The organism is Gordonia oleivorans, from assembly GCF_040044975.1.
Classification (GTDB): Bacteria; Actinomycetota; Actinomycetes; order Mycobacteriales; family Mycobacteriaceae; genus Gordonia; species Gordonia oleivorans.
This window is the reverse complement of record NZ_JBDZDI010000017.1, coordinates 55,700-72,448: the sequence shown is the minus strand read 5'-3', so window position 1 is coordinate 72,448 and position 16,749 is coordinate 55,700. Positions and strand designations below refer to the sequence as shown.

15 protein-coding genes are annotated in these 16,749 nt (G+C 67.2%); 10 read left to right on the top strand and 5 right to left on the bottom strand.

Annotated features, from left to right (window positions below; genetic code table 11):
- Nucleotides 1-2 precede the first annotated feature (2 nt).
- Nucleotides 3-740 (bottom strand): metallophosphoesterase family protein, encoded by a 738-nt coding sequence (locus tag ABLE92_RS19885; protein WP_348806515.1) that lies wholly within the window; start codon nucleotides 738-740, stop codon nucleotides 3-5.
- Nucleotides 741-881: 141 nt separating this feature from the next.
- On the opposite strand from ABLE92_RS19885, the gene ABLE92_RS19880 reads away from it, so the two are divergent.
- Nucleotides 882-1,727: an SDR family NAD(P)-dependent oxidoreductase gene (locus ABLE92_RS19880; RefSeq protein ID WP_348806514.1), complete on the top strand. Its 846-nt coding sequence runs from the start codon at nucleotides 882-884 to the stop codon at nucleotides 1,725-1,727.
- Between the two features lie 78 nt (nucleotides 1,728-1,805).
- Complete coding sequence (locus ABLE92_RS19875) at nucleotides 1,806-2,978, top strand: Fic family protein (RefSeq protein WP_348806513.1); 1,173 nt, start codon at nucleotides 1,806-1,808, stop codon at nucleotides 2,976-2,978.
- 5 nt (nucleotides 2,979-2,983) lie between these two features.
- Here the strand turns inward: ABLE92_RS19875 and ABLE92_RS19870 are convergent, their stop codons facing one another.
- On the bottom strand, nucleotides 2,984-3,754 hold the full coding sequence (locus ABLE92_RS19870) for a dienelactone hydrolase family protein (RefSeq protein WP_348806512.1): 771 nt from the start codon (nucleotides 3,752-3,754) through the stop codon (nucleotides 2,984-2,986).
- 38 nt (nucleotides 3,755-3,792) lie between these two features.
- On the bottom strand, nucleotides 3,793-6,219 hold the full coding sequence (locus ABLE92_RS19865; protein WP_348806511.1) for an ATP-dependent DNA ligase: 2,427 nt from the start codon (nucleotides 6,217-6,219) through the stop codon (nucleotides 3,793-3,795).
- Between the two features lie 75 nt (nucleotides 6,220-6,294).
- On the opposite strand from ABLE92_RS19865, the gene ku reads away from it, so the two are divergent.
- Both ku and ABLE92_RS19855 read left to right on the top strand, forming a co-directional pair.
- Nucleotides 6,295-7,221, top strand: coding sequence for a non-homologous end joining protein Ku (gene ku / locus ABLE92_RS19860; RefSeq protein ID WP_452210221.1), 927 nt, complete (start codon nucleotides 6,295-6,297; stop codon nucleotides 7,219-7,221).
- 103 nt (nucleotides 7,222-7,324) lie between these two features.
- A complete protein-coding gene (locus tag ABLE92_RS19855) occupies nucleotides 7,325-8,731 on the top strand; it encodes an MFS transporter (RefSeq protein ID WP_348806509.1) in 1,407 nt (468 codons plus the stop codon).
- Nucleotides 8,732-8,750: 19 nt separating this feature from the next.
- Here the strand turns inward: ABLE92_RS19855 and ABLE92_RS19850 are convergent, their stop codons facing one another.
- Nucleotides 8,751-9,674 (bottom strand): LysR family transcriptional regulator ArgP, encoded by a 924-nt coding sequence (locus ABLE92_RS19850; RefSeq protein WP_348806508.1) that lies wholly within the window; start codon nucleotides 9,672-9,674, stop codon nucleotides 8,751-8,753.
- A 71-nt stretch (nucleotides 9,675-9,745) separates the two neighbouring features.
- Between ABLE92_RS19850 and ABLE92_RS19845 the strand changes: the two genes are divergently transcribed.
- Nucleotides 9,746-10,366, top strand: a complete 621-nt coding sequence (locus ABLE92_RS19845; RefSeq protein ID WP_348806507.1) for a LysE/ArgO family amino acid transporter — start codon at nucleotides 9,746-9,748, stop codon at nucleotides 10,364-10,366.
- 79 nt (nucleotides 10,367-10,445) lie between these two features.
- Nucleotides 10,446-11,723 carry an alpha-hydroxy-acid oxidizing protein gene (locus tag ABLE92_RS19840; protein ID WP_348806506.1) on the top strand — a complete coding sequence of 426 codons (1,278 nt, stop codon included), beginning with the start codon at nucleotides 10,446-10,448 and terminating at the stop codon, nucleotides 11,721-11,723.
- Nucleotides 11,724-11,780: 57 nt separating this feature from the next.
- Here ABLE92_RS19840 and ABLE92_RS19835 read toward each other — a convergent pair whose 3' ends face one another.
- Nucleotides 11,781-12,713: an oxygenase MpaB family protein gene (locus ABLE92_RS19835; protein ID WP_348806505.1), complete on the bottom strand. Its 933-nt coding sequence runs from the start codon at nucleotides 12,711-12,713 to the stop codon at nucleotides 11,781-11,783.
- A 117-nt stretch (nucleotides 12,714-12,830) separates the two neighbouring features.
- Between ABLE92_RS19835 and ABLE92_RS19830 the strand changes: the two genes are divergently transcribed.
- From ABLE92_RS19830 to ABLE92_RS19815, 4 genes are all read left to right on the top strand, one after another.
- Entirely contained in the window at nucleotides 12,831-13,553 is a 723-nt protein-coding gene (locus tag ABLE92_RS19830) for a TetR/AcrR family transcriptional regulator (protein WP_348806504.1), read from the top strand.
- A complete protein-coding gene (locus ABLE92_RS19825; protein ID WP_348806503.1) occupies nucleotides 13,550-14,188 on the top strand; it encodes a TetR/AcrR family transcriptional regulator in 639 nt (212 codons plus the stop codon). Before ABLE92_RS19830 ends, ABLE92_RS19825 begins: the two co-directional genes overlap by 4 nt.
- Nucleotides 14,189-14,327: 139 nt before the next feature.
- Nucleotides 14,328-15,545, top strand: coding sequence for an acyl-CoA dehydrogenase family protein (locus tag ABLE92_RS19820; protein ID WP_348806502.1), 1,218 nt, complete (start codon nucleotides 14,328-14,330; stop codon nucleotides 15,543-15,545).
- Nucleotides 15,542-16,570 carry a phosphotransferase family protein gene (locus tag ABLE92_RS19815; RefSeq protein WP_348806501.1) on the top strand — a complete coding sequence of 343 codons (1,029 nt, stop codon included), beginning with the start codon at nucleotides 15,542-15,544 and terminating at the stop codon, nucleotides 16,568-16,570. Before ABLE92_RS19820 ends, ABLE92_RS19815 begins: the two co-directional genes overlap by 4 nt.
- Nucleotides 16,571-16,749 lie beyond the last annotated feature (179 nt).

Sequence of the window (16,749 nt, the reverse complement as noted above, 5' to 3'; positions counted from 1 at the left end):
GGTCAGAACATCACCGCACGGAAGTGGGTGATCAGCCGATCGCCGTCGATCATGTGGAACGCGATTCCCGGCGGCTGACCGCGGTTGATGATCTCGGTGCCCTCGAACGGCAGATTCAGCGTGGAGGCCACCCCCGGAGCGATGCACAGTGGGCGCCCGGCGAATTGGGTCACGCAAGCCGAATGGGCGTGACCGCAGACGAATCCGACGATGTTCGGATAGCGGACCACGAGTTCGGCGAGACGTTCCTCGCCGGTCTGACGGATGGTGTCCATGAACGTCATGCCGATCGTCACCGGCGGGTGATGAAACGCCACCAGCACCCGGGTGTCGGCGGGTGCCGCCTCGATCTGGGCCGCCATCCAGACCAGGGTGTCGTCGTCGAGGTAACCGTCATTGCGGCCCGGGATGGAACTGTCGACCGACAACAGCAGCACGTCGTCGATGAGCAGTGACGAGTTGATGGCGGTTGTCGCCCGGTGTCCGACGAGTTCGGCGCTGAAGTTGCCGCGCTCGTCGTGGTTGCCCGCGGTGATGAGCATCGGCAGGGGAGAGTCCAGCACCCGGTAGGCCTCGACGTACTCGCTGGGACTGCCTTCGTCGGCGACGTCGCCGGTCACCAGCAGGGCATCGAGTCCGTCGGTGCGTGCGTTGATGTACCTCAGGGCCGACTCGATACGGGCGCGGTTGAACCGCGTCCCATTGAAGTGAAGGTCGCTGATGTGGGCGACAACGAACACACGAGCTCCTTGGTCCTCGACTCACATGAGGCTAACGGTATGACCTGGTGCGGGCACGCCGAGGGTCGGACGACACCAACGGTGTGATACGGACAACCAGCCAACATTGACAGTGGTGTGGCTCACTGTCAGAGTTGGCCGATGGTCCGACGACGACGCGCGAGCGACACCTTCGCCGGCCGGACCGCGATCGTCACCGGCGGCGGGTCCGGGATCGGCGCGGCCTTCACGACCGCCCTCGCGACCGCCGGCGTCGACGTCGCGTGCACCGACGTCGACCTCGCCGCCGCGCAACGCGTTGCCGAGGCCTGCGCCGCGCTACCCGGCACCGTCGGCGCCGCACACCTCGACGTGACCGACGCGGCGGCGGTCCGCGGGATCGTCGACTCGGTGGTCGAGGGCCACGGTCACCTCGATCTGATGTTCAACAACGCCGGAATCGCCCTCGGTGGCAACACCGAGATGCTGACGCCGCAGCAGTGGGACACCGTCGTCGACGTCAACATCCGCGGGGTCATCCACGGCGTCGCGCCGGCCTATCCGCACATGATCCGGCAGGGATCGGGTCACATCGTCAACACCGCGTCGATGGCCGGGCTGACCGCCGCCGGATTGTTGACCAGCTATGTGATGAGCAAGCATGCGGTGGTGGGGTTGTCGCTGGCGCTGCGCTCGGAGGCGGCCGCACACGGCGTCGGGGTCCTGGCGGTGTGTCCGGCCGCGGTGGAGACACCGATGCTCGACGCCGACGGCGTCGGTGGCTTCGATGGCCGCACGTATTATCTTTCCGGACAAGGGATCTCGACGCCCTATCCGGCAGCGCGGCTCGCCGCGGAGACACTCGATGCCATCGCCCGCAATCGCCCACTGCTGGTGGTGCCCGTCCAGGCGCGGATGGCGTGGCGGTTCTCCCGGCTCGCACCGGGCCTGATGCAGACGATGGCCGCGAGGTTCGTTGCCGGACAACGGAAACGGCAGGGTCTGTAGAGGGTCGGGAAGGTTCGACCACCGCAGTGGCGGGCATGATGGCGACACTTCTGCAGTATTTGTCGCTATCGTGGAAGCATGGCGACACTTGAGCCGGTCACCTACGAGACGCTGCAATGGAATCCTCGGCTCGACGAGGGGTACCGGCGCAGCTCACGCAGGGCCGGCCCCTACTCGGCTGCCGTTGTCCCGGACATCGCCGACCTGGACATCCTCGTGCCCGCCGATGTTCGCGCCGACATGGAGCATGCCGGGCATGAGGTCGCGCGATTCGATGCCGAACTCGGCGGTGAGATCGCGCCATTCGCCGCGGTGTTGTTGCGATCGGAGTCGGCCGCCAGTTCGCGCATCGAGAATCTGACGGCGTCGGCTCGATCGATTGCCGAGGCCGAGTTGCCCGGTGGGCGGGCCAAGGCGAACGCCGAGTCCATCGTGGCGAACACCGCAGCAATGATGGCAGCGGTCGCGTTGTCGGATTCCCTTGATGCCGAAGCGATTCTGTCGATGCACGCCGCGCTGATGCGCAACGAGCCGCGCCATACACCGGGGAGGTGGCGGACCGAGCAGGTCTGGATCGGAGGTGGGAACAGTCCGATGTCGGCGACGTTCGTACCGCCCGACCATTCGCGGGTGCCGGCGGCCATCGACGACCTTCTCGCATTCATCCGGCGCGATGATCCGCCGGTTCTCGCCCACATTGCGGTCGCGCATGCGCACTTCGAGACCATCCATCCCTTCACCGACGGAAACGGCCGGACCGGACGCGCCCTGGTGCAAGCGATGCTGCGTCACAGGGACCTCACTCGTCGGGTCACCGTGCCGGTGTCCGCCGGGCTGCTCGCCGACACCGATGGGTACTTTGCCGCCCTGACCGCATTTCGGCATGGTGACCTCGTGCCGATCGTGCAACGGTTCACCGACGCGAGTGTCCGCGCCGTCGGCAACGGTCGGCAGTTGGTGACGGAGTTACGCGACATCCGCGAGCGCTGGGGTGAGAGCATCACGGCACGCAAGGATGCGGCCGTGTGGCGGGTTGCCGACCTGCTGGTTCGTCGTCCCGTCATCAATGGTGTCGTGCTGCGCGATGAACTCGGTATCTCGACGGACCATCCGCGACGTCACGTGGGACCGCTGCTCGATGCCGGGATCGTCGTCGAGTTCACCGACCGGTCCAGGAATCGCGCGTGGCGCGCGCCGGAGGTCCTCGATGCCCTGGACGCCTTCGCCGAGCGGGCCGGCCGGCGCGGCTGAACCGATCACCCCAGTGTGCGTTCCAGGAGTTTCTCCAGCTCGACGAAGTGATGCTCGGCCGCATCGTGGTTGTACATGGGAGTGTCGGCCATCGTGTATCCGTGCGGCGCACCGGGATACACGGATGTGTGATGGGTGACGCCCACGGACGAGAGTGCATGCTCGAGCTTGGCGATCGCCTCGGGATCCATGGACCGGTCGTGGTCGGCGTGGATCGCGAGGATCTCGGCGGCGACGGTGTCCAGATGCAGATGCGGACTGTCCGGATCGTCGGTGACCAGCCGCCCGGTGTGGAACATGCCGACCGCGGCCACGTCATCGGGCCGGGTCGCCGCGGCCAGCAGGGCCAGGCGCCCGCCCATGCAATAGCCCGTCACCGCAACGGGTCCCGCCGCCACATCCGGAAGTTCTTGCAGCGCACCCAGATACGCCTCGATGTCGCGCGCGGCGAGATCCGGTGTCAGGCCATGCACCCGCGGCATCGCCTCGGCCATGAACGCGGCACGTGCGTCGGCATCCGACAACGGCTCCGACGGGGAGGTCTGCTCGGCGGTGCCGCTGCGGTAGAAGACGTTGGGTACCAACACGACATATCCCCAGGAGGCGATGCGGTCGGCCATCGCCTGGGTCTGCGGGCGCAACCCGATGGCGTCGATGAAGAACAACACGCCCGGCCGGGTGGGCCCGTTCGGCGCGGAATCCGCGTGTGCCACATAGGCTTCGGCGGTGCCGTCGGGCATGGTCAGGGTGATCATCTCGCCGGTGTTCGCGGACATCGTTGTCTCCTTCGAAAGGTGATGTGGCCCGAGGATGTTCACAGGTCACCGGGAAGTTTGTCGCGCCGGATGCCGCGCCAGCTGGGATGGCGGAGGTGGCCGGTGCTGGTCCAGTCCATGAACCGCACCTCGCCGACGATCTTCGGGAGCACCCACACCGCGTTCGCCGCGACCGGACGGTCGATCTTGTCCAGAAATGGTGAGCGGCTGATGGTCAGCGGCTCGAGTTCCTCGGCAAGAGAGGTCAATTGGGCTTCGGTGAACCCGGTGCCGACCCGGCCGACGTACCGGAGGCCGGTCTCCTCGGGCAGGCCGAGCAGCAGCGAACCGATCGTGTGTGAACGGTTGCCGCGTCCCGGTCGCCAACCGCCGATGACGACCTCGATGTCGCTCCAGTTCTTGTGCTTGAGCCACGACGACGATCGCTTGCCCTGCTGATACACCGACGAACGGCGTTTGGCCACAACGCCTTCCATCTGGTGCTCGCGGCTGTACTCGGCGGCCACCGCACCCGGACCCGGCAACAGCGGTGGCACCTCGACGTAGCGCGAATGCCGGAAGGCGGGTGCGAGTTCCTCGAGGAGTTCACGCCGCTGCGACCACGGCTTGCGCAGCAACGACGTCCCGTTCAGATACAGCACGTCGAACAGATACAGCTTGAGGGTGTAGTCCTCATCGGTGGCGTTGCGTCCGGCGAGGAGGGTGAAGTTGGTGCGGCCCGAGGAGTCCAGCGCCACCACCTCGCCGTCGAGTACCGCGTCGATGAGGCCGAGATCATCGGTGATGGAAGCGAGTTCGGGAAAATCCTTGGTCATGTCGAGACCCGAACGGGAGGTCAGGCGGAACTCGCCACCGATCGAGCGGACCAGCAGCCGGTACCCGTCCCACTTGCCCTCGAAGGCCCACTTCTCGTCGTCGAGGCCGTCGATCGGTTCGTCGGTGGCCAGCATCGGTCGCGGATCACGCAGGCTGTCCGGGAGGATCGGGCGCGGTTCGTCGCTCATCAGGTGGGCGAGCCAGTTCTTCTCGCCGGTGCGGATCAGCGCGTAGCGGCCCTGGATGCGATCGCCCTTGAGTCGCACGATGATCTCGTCGGCGCGCCACTTCTCGGTCTCGAAGGTGCCCCGATCCCAGATCTCGACATGCCCGCCGCCGTACTCGCCGGTCGGGATGTCACCGGCGAAATCGGCGTAGTCCAGCGGGTGATCCTCGGTCTGCACGGCGAGCCGATTCTGGTCGGAATCGGTCGGCAGATTCTTCGGCACCGCCCAACTGACCAGCACGCCATCGTGTTCGAGGCGGAAGTCGTAGTGCAGCCGGCGGGCGTGATGCTCCTGGATCACGAAGATCGGTTCCGCCGCGGCGGTGTCGGTCGACTGGGCACGACGCCGGGTGGTGTTCTCGTCACCGAAGGGTTCGGGGGTGGCCGACGAGTCACGCTTGCGCCGGTAATCGCGCAGGTTGATGACCTGGCCGGAACGCGGTGTGCCGCGGCCCGGGTCGCCGCCCGCGTCGGCATCCGCGTCGCCGTCATCGTCGTCATCCGCCTCATCGACGACGGTGGTGTCGGGATCGTCATAGGGGTCGTCGAGTCCGTCGAGGAGGTCGCCGTCCTCCTCGACGCGCTCGAGGACATCGGTGTAGAGCAACTGGGTGATGTCGCGGTCGCCGAGTTCGGCCCAGGTGCGAGGCGTGGCCACCCACGGTTGTTCGCGGCCCCGCAAGGAGTACGGCGACAGTGTGGTCTTGGATGCGCTGTTCTGGCTCCAGTCGATGAAGATCTTGTTGTCGCGCTTGGCCTTCGACATCGACGCGGTGATCGCGTCGGGATGCTCCCATTCCAGCGTCGACGCGACCCGGTGGGCGACCTTGCGCGCCGAATCCGGCGACACCGGCGTGTTGAACCGGCCGTACACGTGAATTCCCTTGCCGCCGCTGGTCACCGGATAGCAGGCGATCCCGACGTCGTCGAGCATCTCACGGACGGCGCCGGCCACCTCGGCGACCTCGCGCAGCGGTACACCGGGTCCGGGGTCGAGATCGAAGACGACCCGATTGGCCTTGCACGCATCCGGGGCGTCGGCGGGTCCGTGCTCGGGAAGCCGCCACTGCGGTGTGTGCAGTTCGAGGGCGGCCATCTGGGCCAGCCACACCAGGGTGGCGGGGGAGTCGGCGATGACGTATTCGATGATCCGGCTGCTGTGTTCGACGCCGTGCCGACTCACCCAGTCGGGCACCCCCTCGGGCACGGTCTTCTCGAAGAAAGGTGTCGAATCCACGCCGTTGGGCCAGCGTTTCCGGGTGATCAGACGTCGTGCGAGATGCGGCAGCATGACGTGCGCGATGCGTGCGTAATAGTCGATGACATCGAACTTGCGGGTCCCGGTCTGCGGGTAGAGGACCTTGGACAGATTGGTCACCGTGATCGTGCGACCGTCCACCTCGAGGCTCTGTCCACCCACCATGAATCAAGCGTGCCACGTCGATCTGTTACGCGCGGCAGGCCGCGGATGCCGTCGGGGGATGGCACAATGGCGACCATGCGCTCGATATGGAAGGGCGATCTGAGCTTTGGCCTGGTGAACGTGCCCGTCAAGGTGTACTCCGCCACGGAGAGTCACGACCGCAAGTCCTATCAGGTCGACTCGTCCGACGGCACCCGCATCCGCTATCGGCGGGTGCGTGAGGGCACCGACACCGAGGTGGAGTTCTCCGACATCGCCAACGCCTACGAGTCGTCGGCGGGGGACACGGTGATTCTCACCAAGGACGACCTGTCGTCGCTGCCGGTGCAGAAGAGCCCGGAGATCTCGATCCTGGAGTTCGTCCCTGTCGATCAGGTCGATCCGATCTACTTCGACAAGCCCTATTACCTCGAGCCGTCCTCGAAATCCCCGAAGGCGTATGTGCTGCTCGCGAAGGCGCTGGCCGAGACCGAGCGCCTGGCGATCGCGTCGTTCACGTTGCGCAACCGGACGCGGATGGCGGCGCTGCGCGTGATCGAGCCCGGTGTGATGACCCTGCAGACGCTGCTGTGGCCCGACGAGGTCCGCACTCCCGACTTCGGTTTCCTCGGCGAGGACATCGAGATCCGGGATCAGGAACTGCAGATGGCGTCGTCGCTGATCGACTCGATGGCCCAGGACTACGACCCGAGCGAGTTCTCCGACACCTACCAGGAGGAGTTGAGCAAGCTCATCGACGCCAAGGCCGGCGGTGAGCAGGCCTTCCCCGAGTCCGACGACGACTCCGAGACCGACGAGGACTCCGAGGTCGCCGACCTTCTCGCGGCGCTGCGGGCGTCGGTGAAGGACCGGTCGGCCGATACCGACGGGGACGAGGCGCCCGCGAAGAAGGCCCCGGCCAAGAAGGCCGCCGCGAAGAAGGCGCCCGCCAAGAAAACCCCGGCGAAGAAGACCGCGGCCAAGAAGGCGCCCGCCAAGAAGGCCTCCCGGCGGGCGAGCTGACCGGCGCGAGGGTGTGCCGCGGTGGTGGTGCCGCGGAGGTTGCGCCGGCCCGGCGCCCGGAAATCGACTGTCCTGATCCGAACGTGTGAGGCAAGCTCGTGAGGTGAGTTCCTCGGTGTCCACCTCGTCGCTGCCCCGGGTGCTGCGCCCGTTCTCCGGTGCCCAGTACCGGCGGCTGGTGTTCGGGTTGATGCTGGCGTTGTTCTCCGACGGCGTGTGGACCGTGACGGTGGTGTGGCAGGTCATCGAGATCGGCGGCGGCCCCGGGCAGGTGTCGTTGGCGTCGGGCCTGGCGGCCACCGGCATGGTGATCTCGACGCTGTTCGGAGGCGTACTCGCCGACCGCGTCTCCCAGCGGTCGATCATCGTCGGCCTCGAGATCGTCAAGATGATCGCGTTCGGCATGGTGGCGATCTGCGCACTCACCGGGGTGCTGACGTTGCCGATCGTGGTGATCGCCGCGATTCTCGGTGGCATCACCACCGGCATGTACTACCCGGCGTACTCGGCGCTGTTGCCGGCGATCGTCGAACCCGCACAGCTGCAGGCGGCCAACGGAATCGAGGGAATCGCGCGGCCGGTGCTGTTTCAGGCGGTGGGCCCGATGGTCGCCGGTGCGGTGATCTCGGTGGCCGCCCCGGCGCAGGCGTCCATCATCGCCGCGATCGCGAGTGTCGGTGCGGCACTGTGCTATCTGCTGATGCGGCCGGTCGCCGTCCGTCGCGACCCGGCCACCCTGCGTGGTCCGGTGGTCCGTTCGGTGCTCACCGACCTGGCCGAGGGATTCGTGTACATGTGGCGCACGCCGTGGCTGTGGGCGACGCTGTTCTTCGCGACCGTGCTGGTGCTGGCCACGATGGGACCGATCGAGGTGCTCATCCCGTTTGCCTTGCGCGAGCGGGTGAATGGTGGGGCCGGCGATCACTCGCTGGTGCTCGCGGCATTCGGTGTCGGGGCCGCTGCGAGTTCGTTCGTGTTCGCGTCGATTCCGATGCCGCGCCGATATCTCACTCTGATGTTCGGCATCTGGAGTCTGTCGTCGGTGCCGCTGGTGCTGATGGGTGTGGCCGAACACACCTGGGTGTTCATCGTCGCCGGATTCCTCACCGGCATCCTGTACGACGGCCCGATGGTGTTGTGGGGCACGCTGTTACAACGTCGGGTGCCGCCGGCGCTGCTGGGCCGGGTGGCCAGCCTCGACTTCTTCGTCTCGGTGGTGCTGATGCCGGTGTCGATGGCGCTGGTCGCTCCGGTCAGTCACGCGATCGGCGTGACCACCACCTTCGTGCTGTGCGGACTCATCCCGGTCCCCGTCGCCGTCGGGTTCTATCTGGCCGCCCGGCTCTGGCGTGACGAGGTGGCTCATCCGCTCACCGACGAGGCGCAGGCGGTTGCGGCGGCGGTGGTGCATGACGAGATGACCGGTGCGGCGTTCGTCGAGCCGAATACCGTCGAGCCCGATGCTGTTGTGTCACAGGAGGATCGGGACGACCCGCCCGCCGCGCCCTGAGTTTCTGCGGCACCCCGGGTCAGTCGTCGGTGAGGTGCTCGGCGGCGGATCGGGTGATCTCCTCGGTCAGTGCCGACAGCAACGGCGAGGCGAGTTTCCAGTACTGCCAGAAGAGCGGGACCTCGACGCGCCGGTCGGTGATGGTCACCAGCCTGCCGTGATCGAGGGCGTCGGCGATCTGGACGCGCGGTGTCAGGCCCCATCCCATCCCGAATTCGATGGCGCGGTGGTACTCGGTGGATGCCGGGATGTAGATCGCGGGCGGATCGCTCGGTATCCGGGTGAGCAGACGCAACGCCTCGCGTTGCAGGTTGTCGCGTCGGTCGTAGTGCACCATCGGGGCCCGCGCCAACGCGGCATCGGTGGGGCCCTGCGGCATCCAGCGGGCGAGGAAATCGGGTGTGGCGACCGGGATGTAGCGCATCGAGCCGAGCGTTTGGGTGTGGCAGCCGCGGATGCGATCGGGGAGTGAGGTGATGGCGCCGAGCACCTCACCGCTGCGCAGGTAGTCGGAGTTGCGGCTCTCGTCGTCGCGGATCACCTCCACCGCACCCGGATTCGAGTGATGAAAACGCGCCAGCGCCGGCAGCAGCCAGGTGGCCAGCGAATCGGCATTGGCCGCGATCGGCAGATGGATCAACTGCGGTGCGGCGGCCGGATCGTCGGGCGGGTGGTCGCCGGAGGTCGAACCGACCAGCTCCAGCTCCGCCTCGGTGCGCAGCAACTCCCACTGTCGGGCCAGCCGGATCACGACCTCGCCGTCGCGGGTGGCCTGCACCGGCTTCGTCCGTCTCAGCAGGACACGTCCGACGCCGTGCTCCATCGCCTTGATGCGCTGACTGACCGCCGACGGTGTGATGTGCAGAGACCGGGCGGCGGCCTCGAAGGTTCCCTCACGCAGCACCGCCGACAGCGTCTCCAGTCCGTCCGGATCCAACTCCACATAAGTGATTCTAATGATTCCTGAAAAAGATTCGCTGTACGTGGGTTCGGTGCGCTCGTAGCGTCGAGGACATGAGCGCATTCTGGATGCCGGCCCTGGCCGGATTACTGACCGGAGCGGGTCTGATCATCGCGATCGGCCCGCAGAACGTCTTCGTGTTGCGGCAGGGGGTGCGCCGGGCCCACGTGGCCCAGGTGGTGGCGGTGTGCGCGGTGTCCGACGTCGTGCTGATCACCGCGGGCGTCGCCGGACTGGGTGCCCTGGTCAGCGCGCATCCGGCGCTGATCACCGTGGCCACACTGCTCGGCGGCGCCTACGTGATCGTGCTCGGACTGATGGCCGCCAAGCGCAGCCTGCGCAGCGGCACCGGGATGGCCACCGATACCGGCGAGGCGGCGACCACGTCGCGCTGGATGGCCATCGGCACCGCCCTGGCGCTCACCTGGCTCAACCCGCACGTCTACCTCGACACCGTGCTGACCATGGGCGCGATCGCCAACGGACATGGAAACGGCAAGTGGGCCTTTGCGATCGGCGCCTGCGTGGCGAGCATCCTGTGGTTCACCATCCTCGGTGGGGGAAGCCGGCGGATGGCTCCCCTGTTCGCGAAACCGCGCGCGTGGCGCATCCTCGACGCCGTCGTCGCCGTCATCATGATCGGTATGGGTGCCGCGTTGATCGCGTCGGTGTGACACGTGGCCTGATGCCCTCATATCTGTCGATCCCGTGGTGTGATCGGTGCACACACCACACCGAGGCAGGAGGTCGACGATGACCGTAGGCGCCGGACGCGAACGTCAGAACGAGATCTACACCGCGGGCATCCACAACCGCCGGCCGGCGGTGCCGACGGACTTCGCCGAACTCGAACGCCGGGCGCGCAAGGTCATGTCGGAACGGGCGTGGGCGTATATCGCGGGCGGTGCCGGCGAGGGTCGGACGATGACCGCCAACCGCAGTGCCCTCGATCGGTGGGCGATCGTGCCGCGGGTGCTGCGTGATGTGTCGCAGCGCAGCCTGGAGGTCGACCTCTTCGGCGCCCGGTTGCCGGCGCCGATCCTGTTCGCGCCGGTGGGTGCGGGTGGGCTCGCGCTGCGGGATGCCGACGTCCACATCGGGCATGCCGCCGCCGAACTCGGTGTGCCCTATATCTTCTCGAACCAGGGCAGCGCCCCGATGGAGACGGTGGCCGCGGAGATGGACCGGGTGCGGCCCGGGGCGCCCCGGTGGTTCCAGTTGTATTGGTCGACCGACGACGACCTCGTCGACTCGCTGCTCGCACGTGCGCAGCGGTGCGGTGCGCAGGCGGTGGCCGTCACTCTCGACACCACGATGCTCGGGTGGCGGCCTCAGGATCTCAATCTCGGTTCGCTGCCCTTCGCCCGGGCCGAGGGGATCGCGCAGTACACCTCCGATCCGCGCTTCGCCGAGATCGTCGCCGACCGCGCGGCCGGGCCGTCGGAGAAACCCGAGATCTCCCTCGGTGCTCTCAAGACCCTGTTCTCCATCGCGCGGAACACGCCGGGATCGTTGCTGCGCAACATCATCGCGCCGGAGCCCCGCGTCGGGGTGCAGACCTTCCTGGACATCTACTCGCGGCCGTCGCTGAGCTGGACCGAGATCGCATCGCTGCGGGAGCGGACGTCGCTGCCGATCGTCCTCAAGGGCGTCCTGCATCCCGACGACGCGCGGATGGCCGTCGACGCCGGCATCGACGGCATCATCGTCTCCAATCACGGAGGTCGTCAGATCGACGGTGAGATCAGTTCCATCGATGCGCTCGCCGACATCGCACCCGCCGTCGACGGGCGGTGCACTGTTCTCGTCGATTCCGGGATCTACACCGGCGCAGACGTTTTCAAGGCACTAGCGCTCGGTGCCGACGCCGTCTGCATCGGACGCCCGCACATGTACGGACTGGCGATCGCCGGTGCCGCCGGAGCGCGGGACGCGGTGGCCAACATCATCGCCGAACTCGACCTCACCCTCGGACTGTCCGGGCACACCAGCGTCGCGGAGCTCGATTCCGGTGTGCTGAAACGACTGTGAGGCCCGCCGGTCGGGTGACCGGGGGGCCTCACAGTGCTGAGGTGGCTTGGGTGATGCTCAGACCAGCGGCCGCTTGGTGCGGATGCGCCATTTGACGTCGGTGAGCAGCAGATTGAACGGGAAGGCGCGCAACCACTTCGGGAAGTGCGCGATCATCGCCCGGGCGATCTTGTTGTGAACGTCGAAGAAACGCTGCTGCCACGGCTTGAACTCGACACCCATCGCCCGGCGGAATCCCTCGTCGAGGAAGCCGATGGCGAAGATCTCCGAATGCCATCCGAACAGCCGCGACATCGTCGAACCGGCGAAGCCCATCCGGGCGATCTGCATCAGGTGTTCGCGGATCACCGGGTCGATCTCGAGCGAGTCGATCATCCCGTTCCAGTAGACGTCGAAGTCCGCACGGGTGGCCGGCCACATCTCGCGGGGCATCTGCAGGGTGGTGCCCATGACGGCACCGGCCTGGTAGGCCTCCTCGGTGATGGCCGCGGGATCGCCGAAGATGCGCTGGACGTCCTCCCACCCCTTGTACAGGCAGGCCGCCACCCACAGCTGCAGATTCGGGTCGAACGCGTTGTATTTGACCGGGCTCTCCGGGGTGGACCGGACCTTGGCGTGCGCCCGGCCGACCGCGCGACGGTAGGCCTTGCGGATCTTCGGGTCGCCACTGGCGGCGACGGCGAGATAGCTCAGCGTGGTCCGGGTGCGCTTGACCGGGTGTTTGAACAGATTTCCGGAATCGACGCGGCTCTCGTAGACGCCGTAACCGACCGCGGGCAGCGCGAGCTGCATGATGACGTTCGCCGGTCCGGCCAGCGTCGCGATGCCCAGCATCTCCATGTTCGAGGCGGGCAGGGCGTCGAGCTCGGCGCGCGACATCCGTGCGACTCGGGGCAGGAATTCGGTGTCGGGCTGTTCGGCCGCCAGGTTGGCGCTCAGCGAATCGTCCGGCGATTCCTGCCGCGCGGCGGCAGAGTTCTGCACTGTCATGTCCCGACCTCCGGTTGTGCGATCGATCCGTCGGCACCCCTCAGGCCGTCGGATTATCTGGAAACGAACGTTTCCTGATGGCCATGATTGAACCTTGCCGATGCCGGAGGTGTCAAGATGGGACGCGTGAATGACCCGTCTGTTGGTGACCGGCCGGCGACCGATCCTCGTGGAACCACCCAGGGCGAGCGGTCCTCGGTCCTGCGGTCCTACGGGGGCGTCGACGGCGACGAGCGGGTCTCTCGTCGGCGGGAGGCCCTGATCGATTCCGCTCTGGGGCTCCTCGACACCGAGGGGGCGGTGACCGTGCGCGGCGTCTGCCGGGCCTCGGGCCTCAATCCGCGGTACTTCTACGAGAGTTTCGAATCCGCCGACGCGCTGGTCGAGGCGACCTTCGACCAGGTGATCGAGGAGATCTCGGATTCGGCGCTGACCGCCTTCGCCGCGGGCATCGGCATCGAGGACAAGGTCTCCGGGGCCGTCGGGGCCATCGTCGACGTGATCGACGACGACCGACGCAAGGGATCGCTGCTGTTCTCGCCGTCGCTGTTGTCGCCGGTGCTCGCGGCCAAACGCAGCGAGTCGAGTTCGCTGTTCGCCATGCTGACCCTGCATGCGGCCAGCGACGCCCTCGACGCCGAGGCGGGGCCGCGGGCCATCGCCGCGGCCCAGTTTCAGGTCGGTGGCCTGGGCCGACTGCTGTCGACGTGGCTCGACGGCGAGATCCCACTGGATCGGGATGAGGTGGTCGAGCTCAGTGTCGGCCTGATGATGTCGCTGGTGCAGGTGGTCACCAGGAGTGTGGCCACTGAGCCCGGTGAGGATATGTTGGACTCATGACTGACGGAGTCGAGGCCGGCGGAGCTGCGCGCACGACGACGTCGTGGCGTGACTTCGGCGAGCCCGAACTGCCGGTTCCGCTGGCCGCGGCGTTGGCGGCATTCGCCGAGCACGGCTATCACGGCACGTCCGTCCGGGAGATCGCCGCGCGCGCCAACCTGTCGGTGCCCGGGCTCTACCATCACTACCCGTCCAAGCAGTCCCTGCTGCAGGGGTTGCTCGAACGCACCATGACCGATCTGCTCGCGCGCTCGGCGCAGGCCATCGTCGAGGCCGGTGACGAACCCGTCGATCAGTTCGACGCGGTGGTCGAATCGCTGTTGCGGTTCCACATGTATCGCCGGGAGCAGGCGTTTGTCGGTTCCACCGAGATCCGCAGCCTCGACGATTCCTACAAGTCGACCTACATCGGGCACCGGGATCGTCAGCAGCGGATGGTCGACGAGATCGTCTTTGCCGGGGTGGCCGCCGGCGACTTCGCGACCGAGTACCCCAAGGACGCCAGTCGCGCGGTGGCGACCATGTGCGTCGGGGTGTCCACCTGGTTCAAACTCGACGGGGAACTCGACGCCGACGAGCTGATCAAGCGCAATCTGAAGATCGCGCGCGACATCGTCGGTTACGGTCGGGGCTGACGCTCTCGTCGACGGTCGTCGACGAGGTACTTGACCGCCGTGGGCCGGGATGGCAGTGTGTCTGCTCGACGGAGCGAACGCTCGGTCGGCGAGCGCGAGTCCAGCGCGGTGGTCGGCCGGGCTCCAGTGAGGAGACCCCATGCCCATCGACCTGAGCTACGGCCCCGACGTCGTCGACCTCGTCGAGAAGACGTCGCAGTTCATCCGCGAGGAGGTGCTGCCGATCGAGGAGAAGTTCGGCGGCGACATCGAGGCGGCCGGTGGTGACGACGTACGCCGGGAGATGAACGCCAAGGCCAAGGAGGCCGGCGTCTTCGCACCGCACGCGCCGGTGGAGTTCGGTGGACTCGGACTCGACATGTCCGACCGCGCACCGGTCTTCGAGTCCGCCGGTTACTCGACCTTCGGCCCGGTGGCCCTGCACATCGGCGCGCCGGACGAGGGCAATGTGCACATGCTCGCCCACATCGCGAGCGAGGAGCAGCGGCATCGGTATCTCGCGCCGCTCGCCACCGGTGACGTGCGGTCGGCGTTCGCGATGACAGAGCCGTCACCCGGTGCCGGCAGTGATCCCAATGCCCTGCGGACCGCGGCCGTCAAGGTCGACGGTGGCTGGAAGATCAACGGCGAGAAGCGATTCATCACCGGCGCCGACGGCGCGGGCTTCTTCATCATCATGGCCCGCACCGCGGGTTCGCCCGGTGATCGGGGCGGCGCGACCATGTTCCTGGCCCCGGCCGATCGCGAGGGCATCGTTGTCGGGCGACACATCCACACCACCGACCGGTCGATGGTGGGTGGGCACTGCGAGGTCACCTTCACCGACGTCTTCGTCCCCGATGACGACGTTCTCGGTGAGGTCGACGAGGGCTACCGGTATGCGCAGGTGCGTCTCGGCCCCGCACGGATGACGCACGTGATGCGGTGGATGGGTTCGGCGGTGCGCTGTCACGACGTCGCCGTCGACTACGTCTCCCGCCGTGAGGGTTTCGGTGGCACCCTCGGTGATCTCGGCATGATCCAGCAGATGGTGGCCGACAACGAGATCGACCTGGCCGCCGCACGTGCCCTGCTGGTGAAGGCGTGCGCCGAACTCGATTTGGGCAAGCATGCGTCCAACGAGACATCGATCGCCAAAACCTTTGCCGCCGAGGCATTCACCCGTATTGCCGATCGCAGCATCCAGATGTGTGGCGGGATGGGCGTCTCCGATGACCTGCCGCTCGCGCGCCTGCAGCGCGAACTGCGCCCGTTCCGGATCTACGACGGTCCCTCCGAGGTGCACCGCTGGGCCATCGCCCGGCGGGCGATCGGCCGCGCCCGCAAGGCCGCTGCCGCCGCCGAGGCGAAGCGATGAGCGCGACGTCGGTGGATCCGCGGCAGGTTCTCGACGCGAATGTTCTCCGGAAGTTCCTGGAGGACAACGGTGTCGATGTCGCCGGCGACCTCAGCATCGATCTGATCAGCGGTGGCAAGTCCAATCTGACGTTCTCGGTGACCGACGGGGTGACGCGGTGGATCGCGCGCCGTCCACCCACCGGGGGACTGACGCCGTCGGCGCACGACATGGCTCGCGAGTGGACGGTGACCCGGGCGTTGGGGCAGACCGACGTGCCGGTGGCGCCCACCGTGGCCTTCGACGCCGACGGCGACGTCCTCGGAGCGCCGTGCACCATCGTGGAGTTCATCGACGGATCGGTGATCCGGACCGCCGATGAACTCGACCAACTCTCCGACGACGACGTCGCCCGCAACCTCGACGGCCTGGTCACGACGCTGGCGCGGCTGCATGCCGTCGACTACGCGGCGGTCGGACTCGGCGAATTCGGCCGTCCCGCAGGCTTTGCCGCGCGACAGGTGAAACTGTGGTCGCGTCAGTGGGGGATCGTCAAGACCCGGGAACTGTCCGACGTCGAGAAGCTGGTGACCCTGCTGTCCGAGCGGGTGCCCGACGATGCGCGGGCCACCATCGTGCACGGCGACTACCGCGTCGACAACACGATCCTCGATCCGAATGATCCGGGAAAGGTTGCCGCCGTGGTGGACTGGGAGATGTCAACCCTCGGCGACCCCATCACCGACGTGGCGCTGATGTGCGTGTACCGGGAGCCGGTGTTCGACGTCGTCCTCGGCTTCGACGCCGCATGGACCTCGCCCCGGTATCCCTCGGCCGACGAGATCGCCCAGCGGTACGTCACCGCGACCGGAAATGACCTGGGCGACTGGGAGTTCTATCTCGGACTCGCCAGCCTCAAGCTCGGCGTCATCGCCGAGGGGATCAGTCACCGCGCCCGCGTCGGCGCGTCCGCCGAGGCCGGCGCCGAGAAGGCCTCGGAGGCCACCGCCGAGTTCATCGCCAACGGGCTGCGCTACCTCGGGTAACCCGAGCACGTTGACAGCGCTCTGAATCTCGTTGACAGCGCTCGGTCTGGCGTTGACAGCGCTCTGAGTTTCTTTGAGGGAAACCATTTTTCGCCGGTCGAGCCCGACGAGGCGCTAGCCGAGGAGGTGTCGAGACCTCCGGTGGTAGCGCTGGTTCCGTCCTGAGGCAATGGCATCGG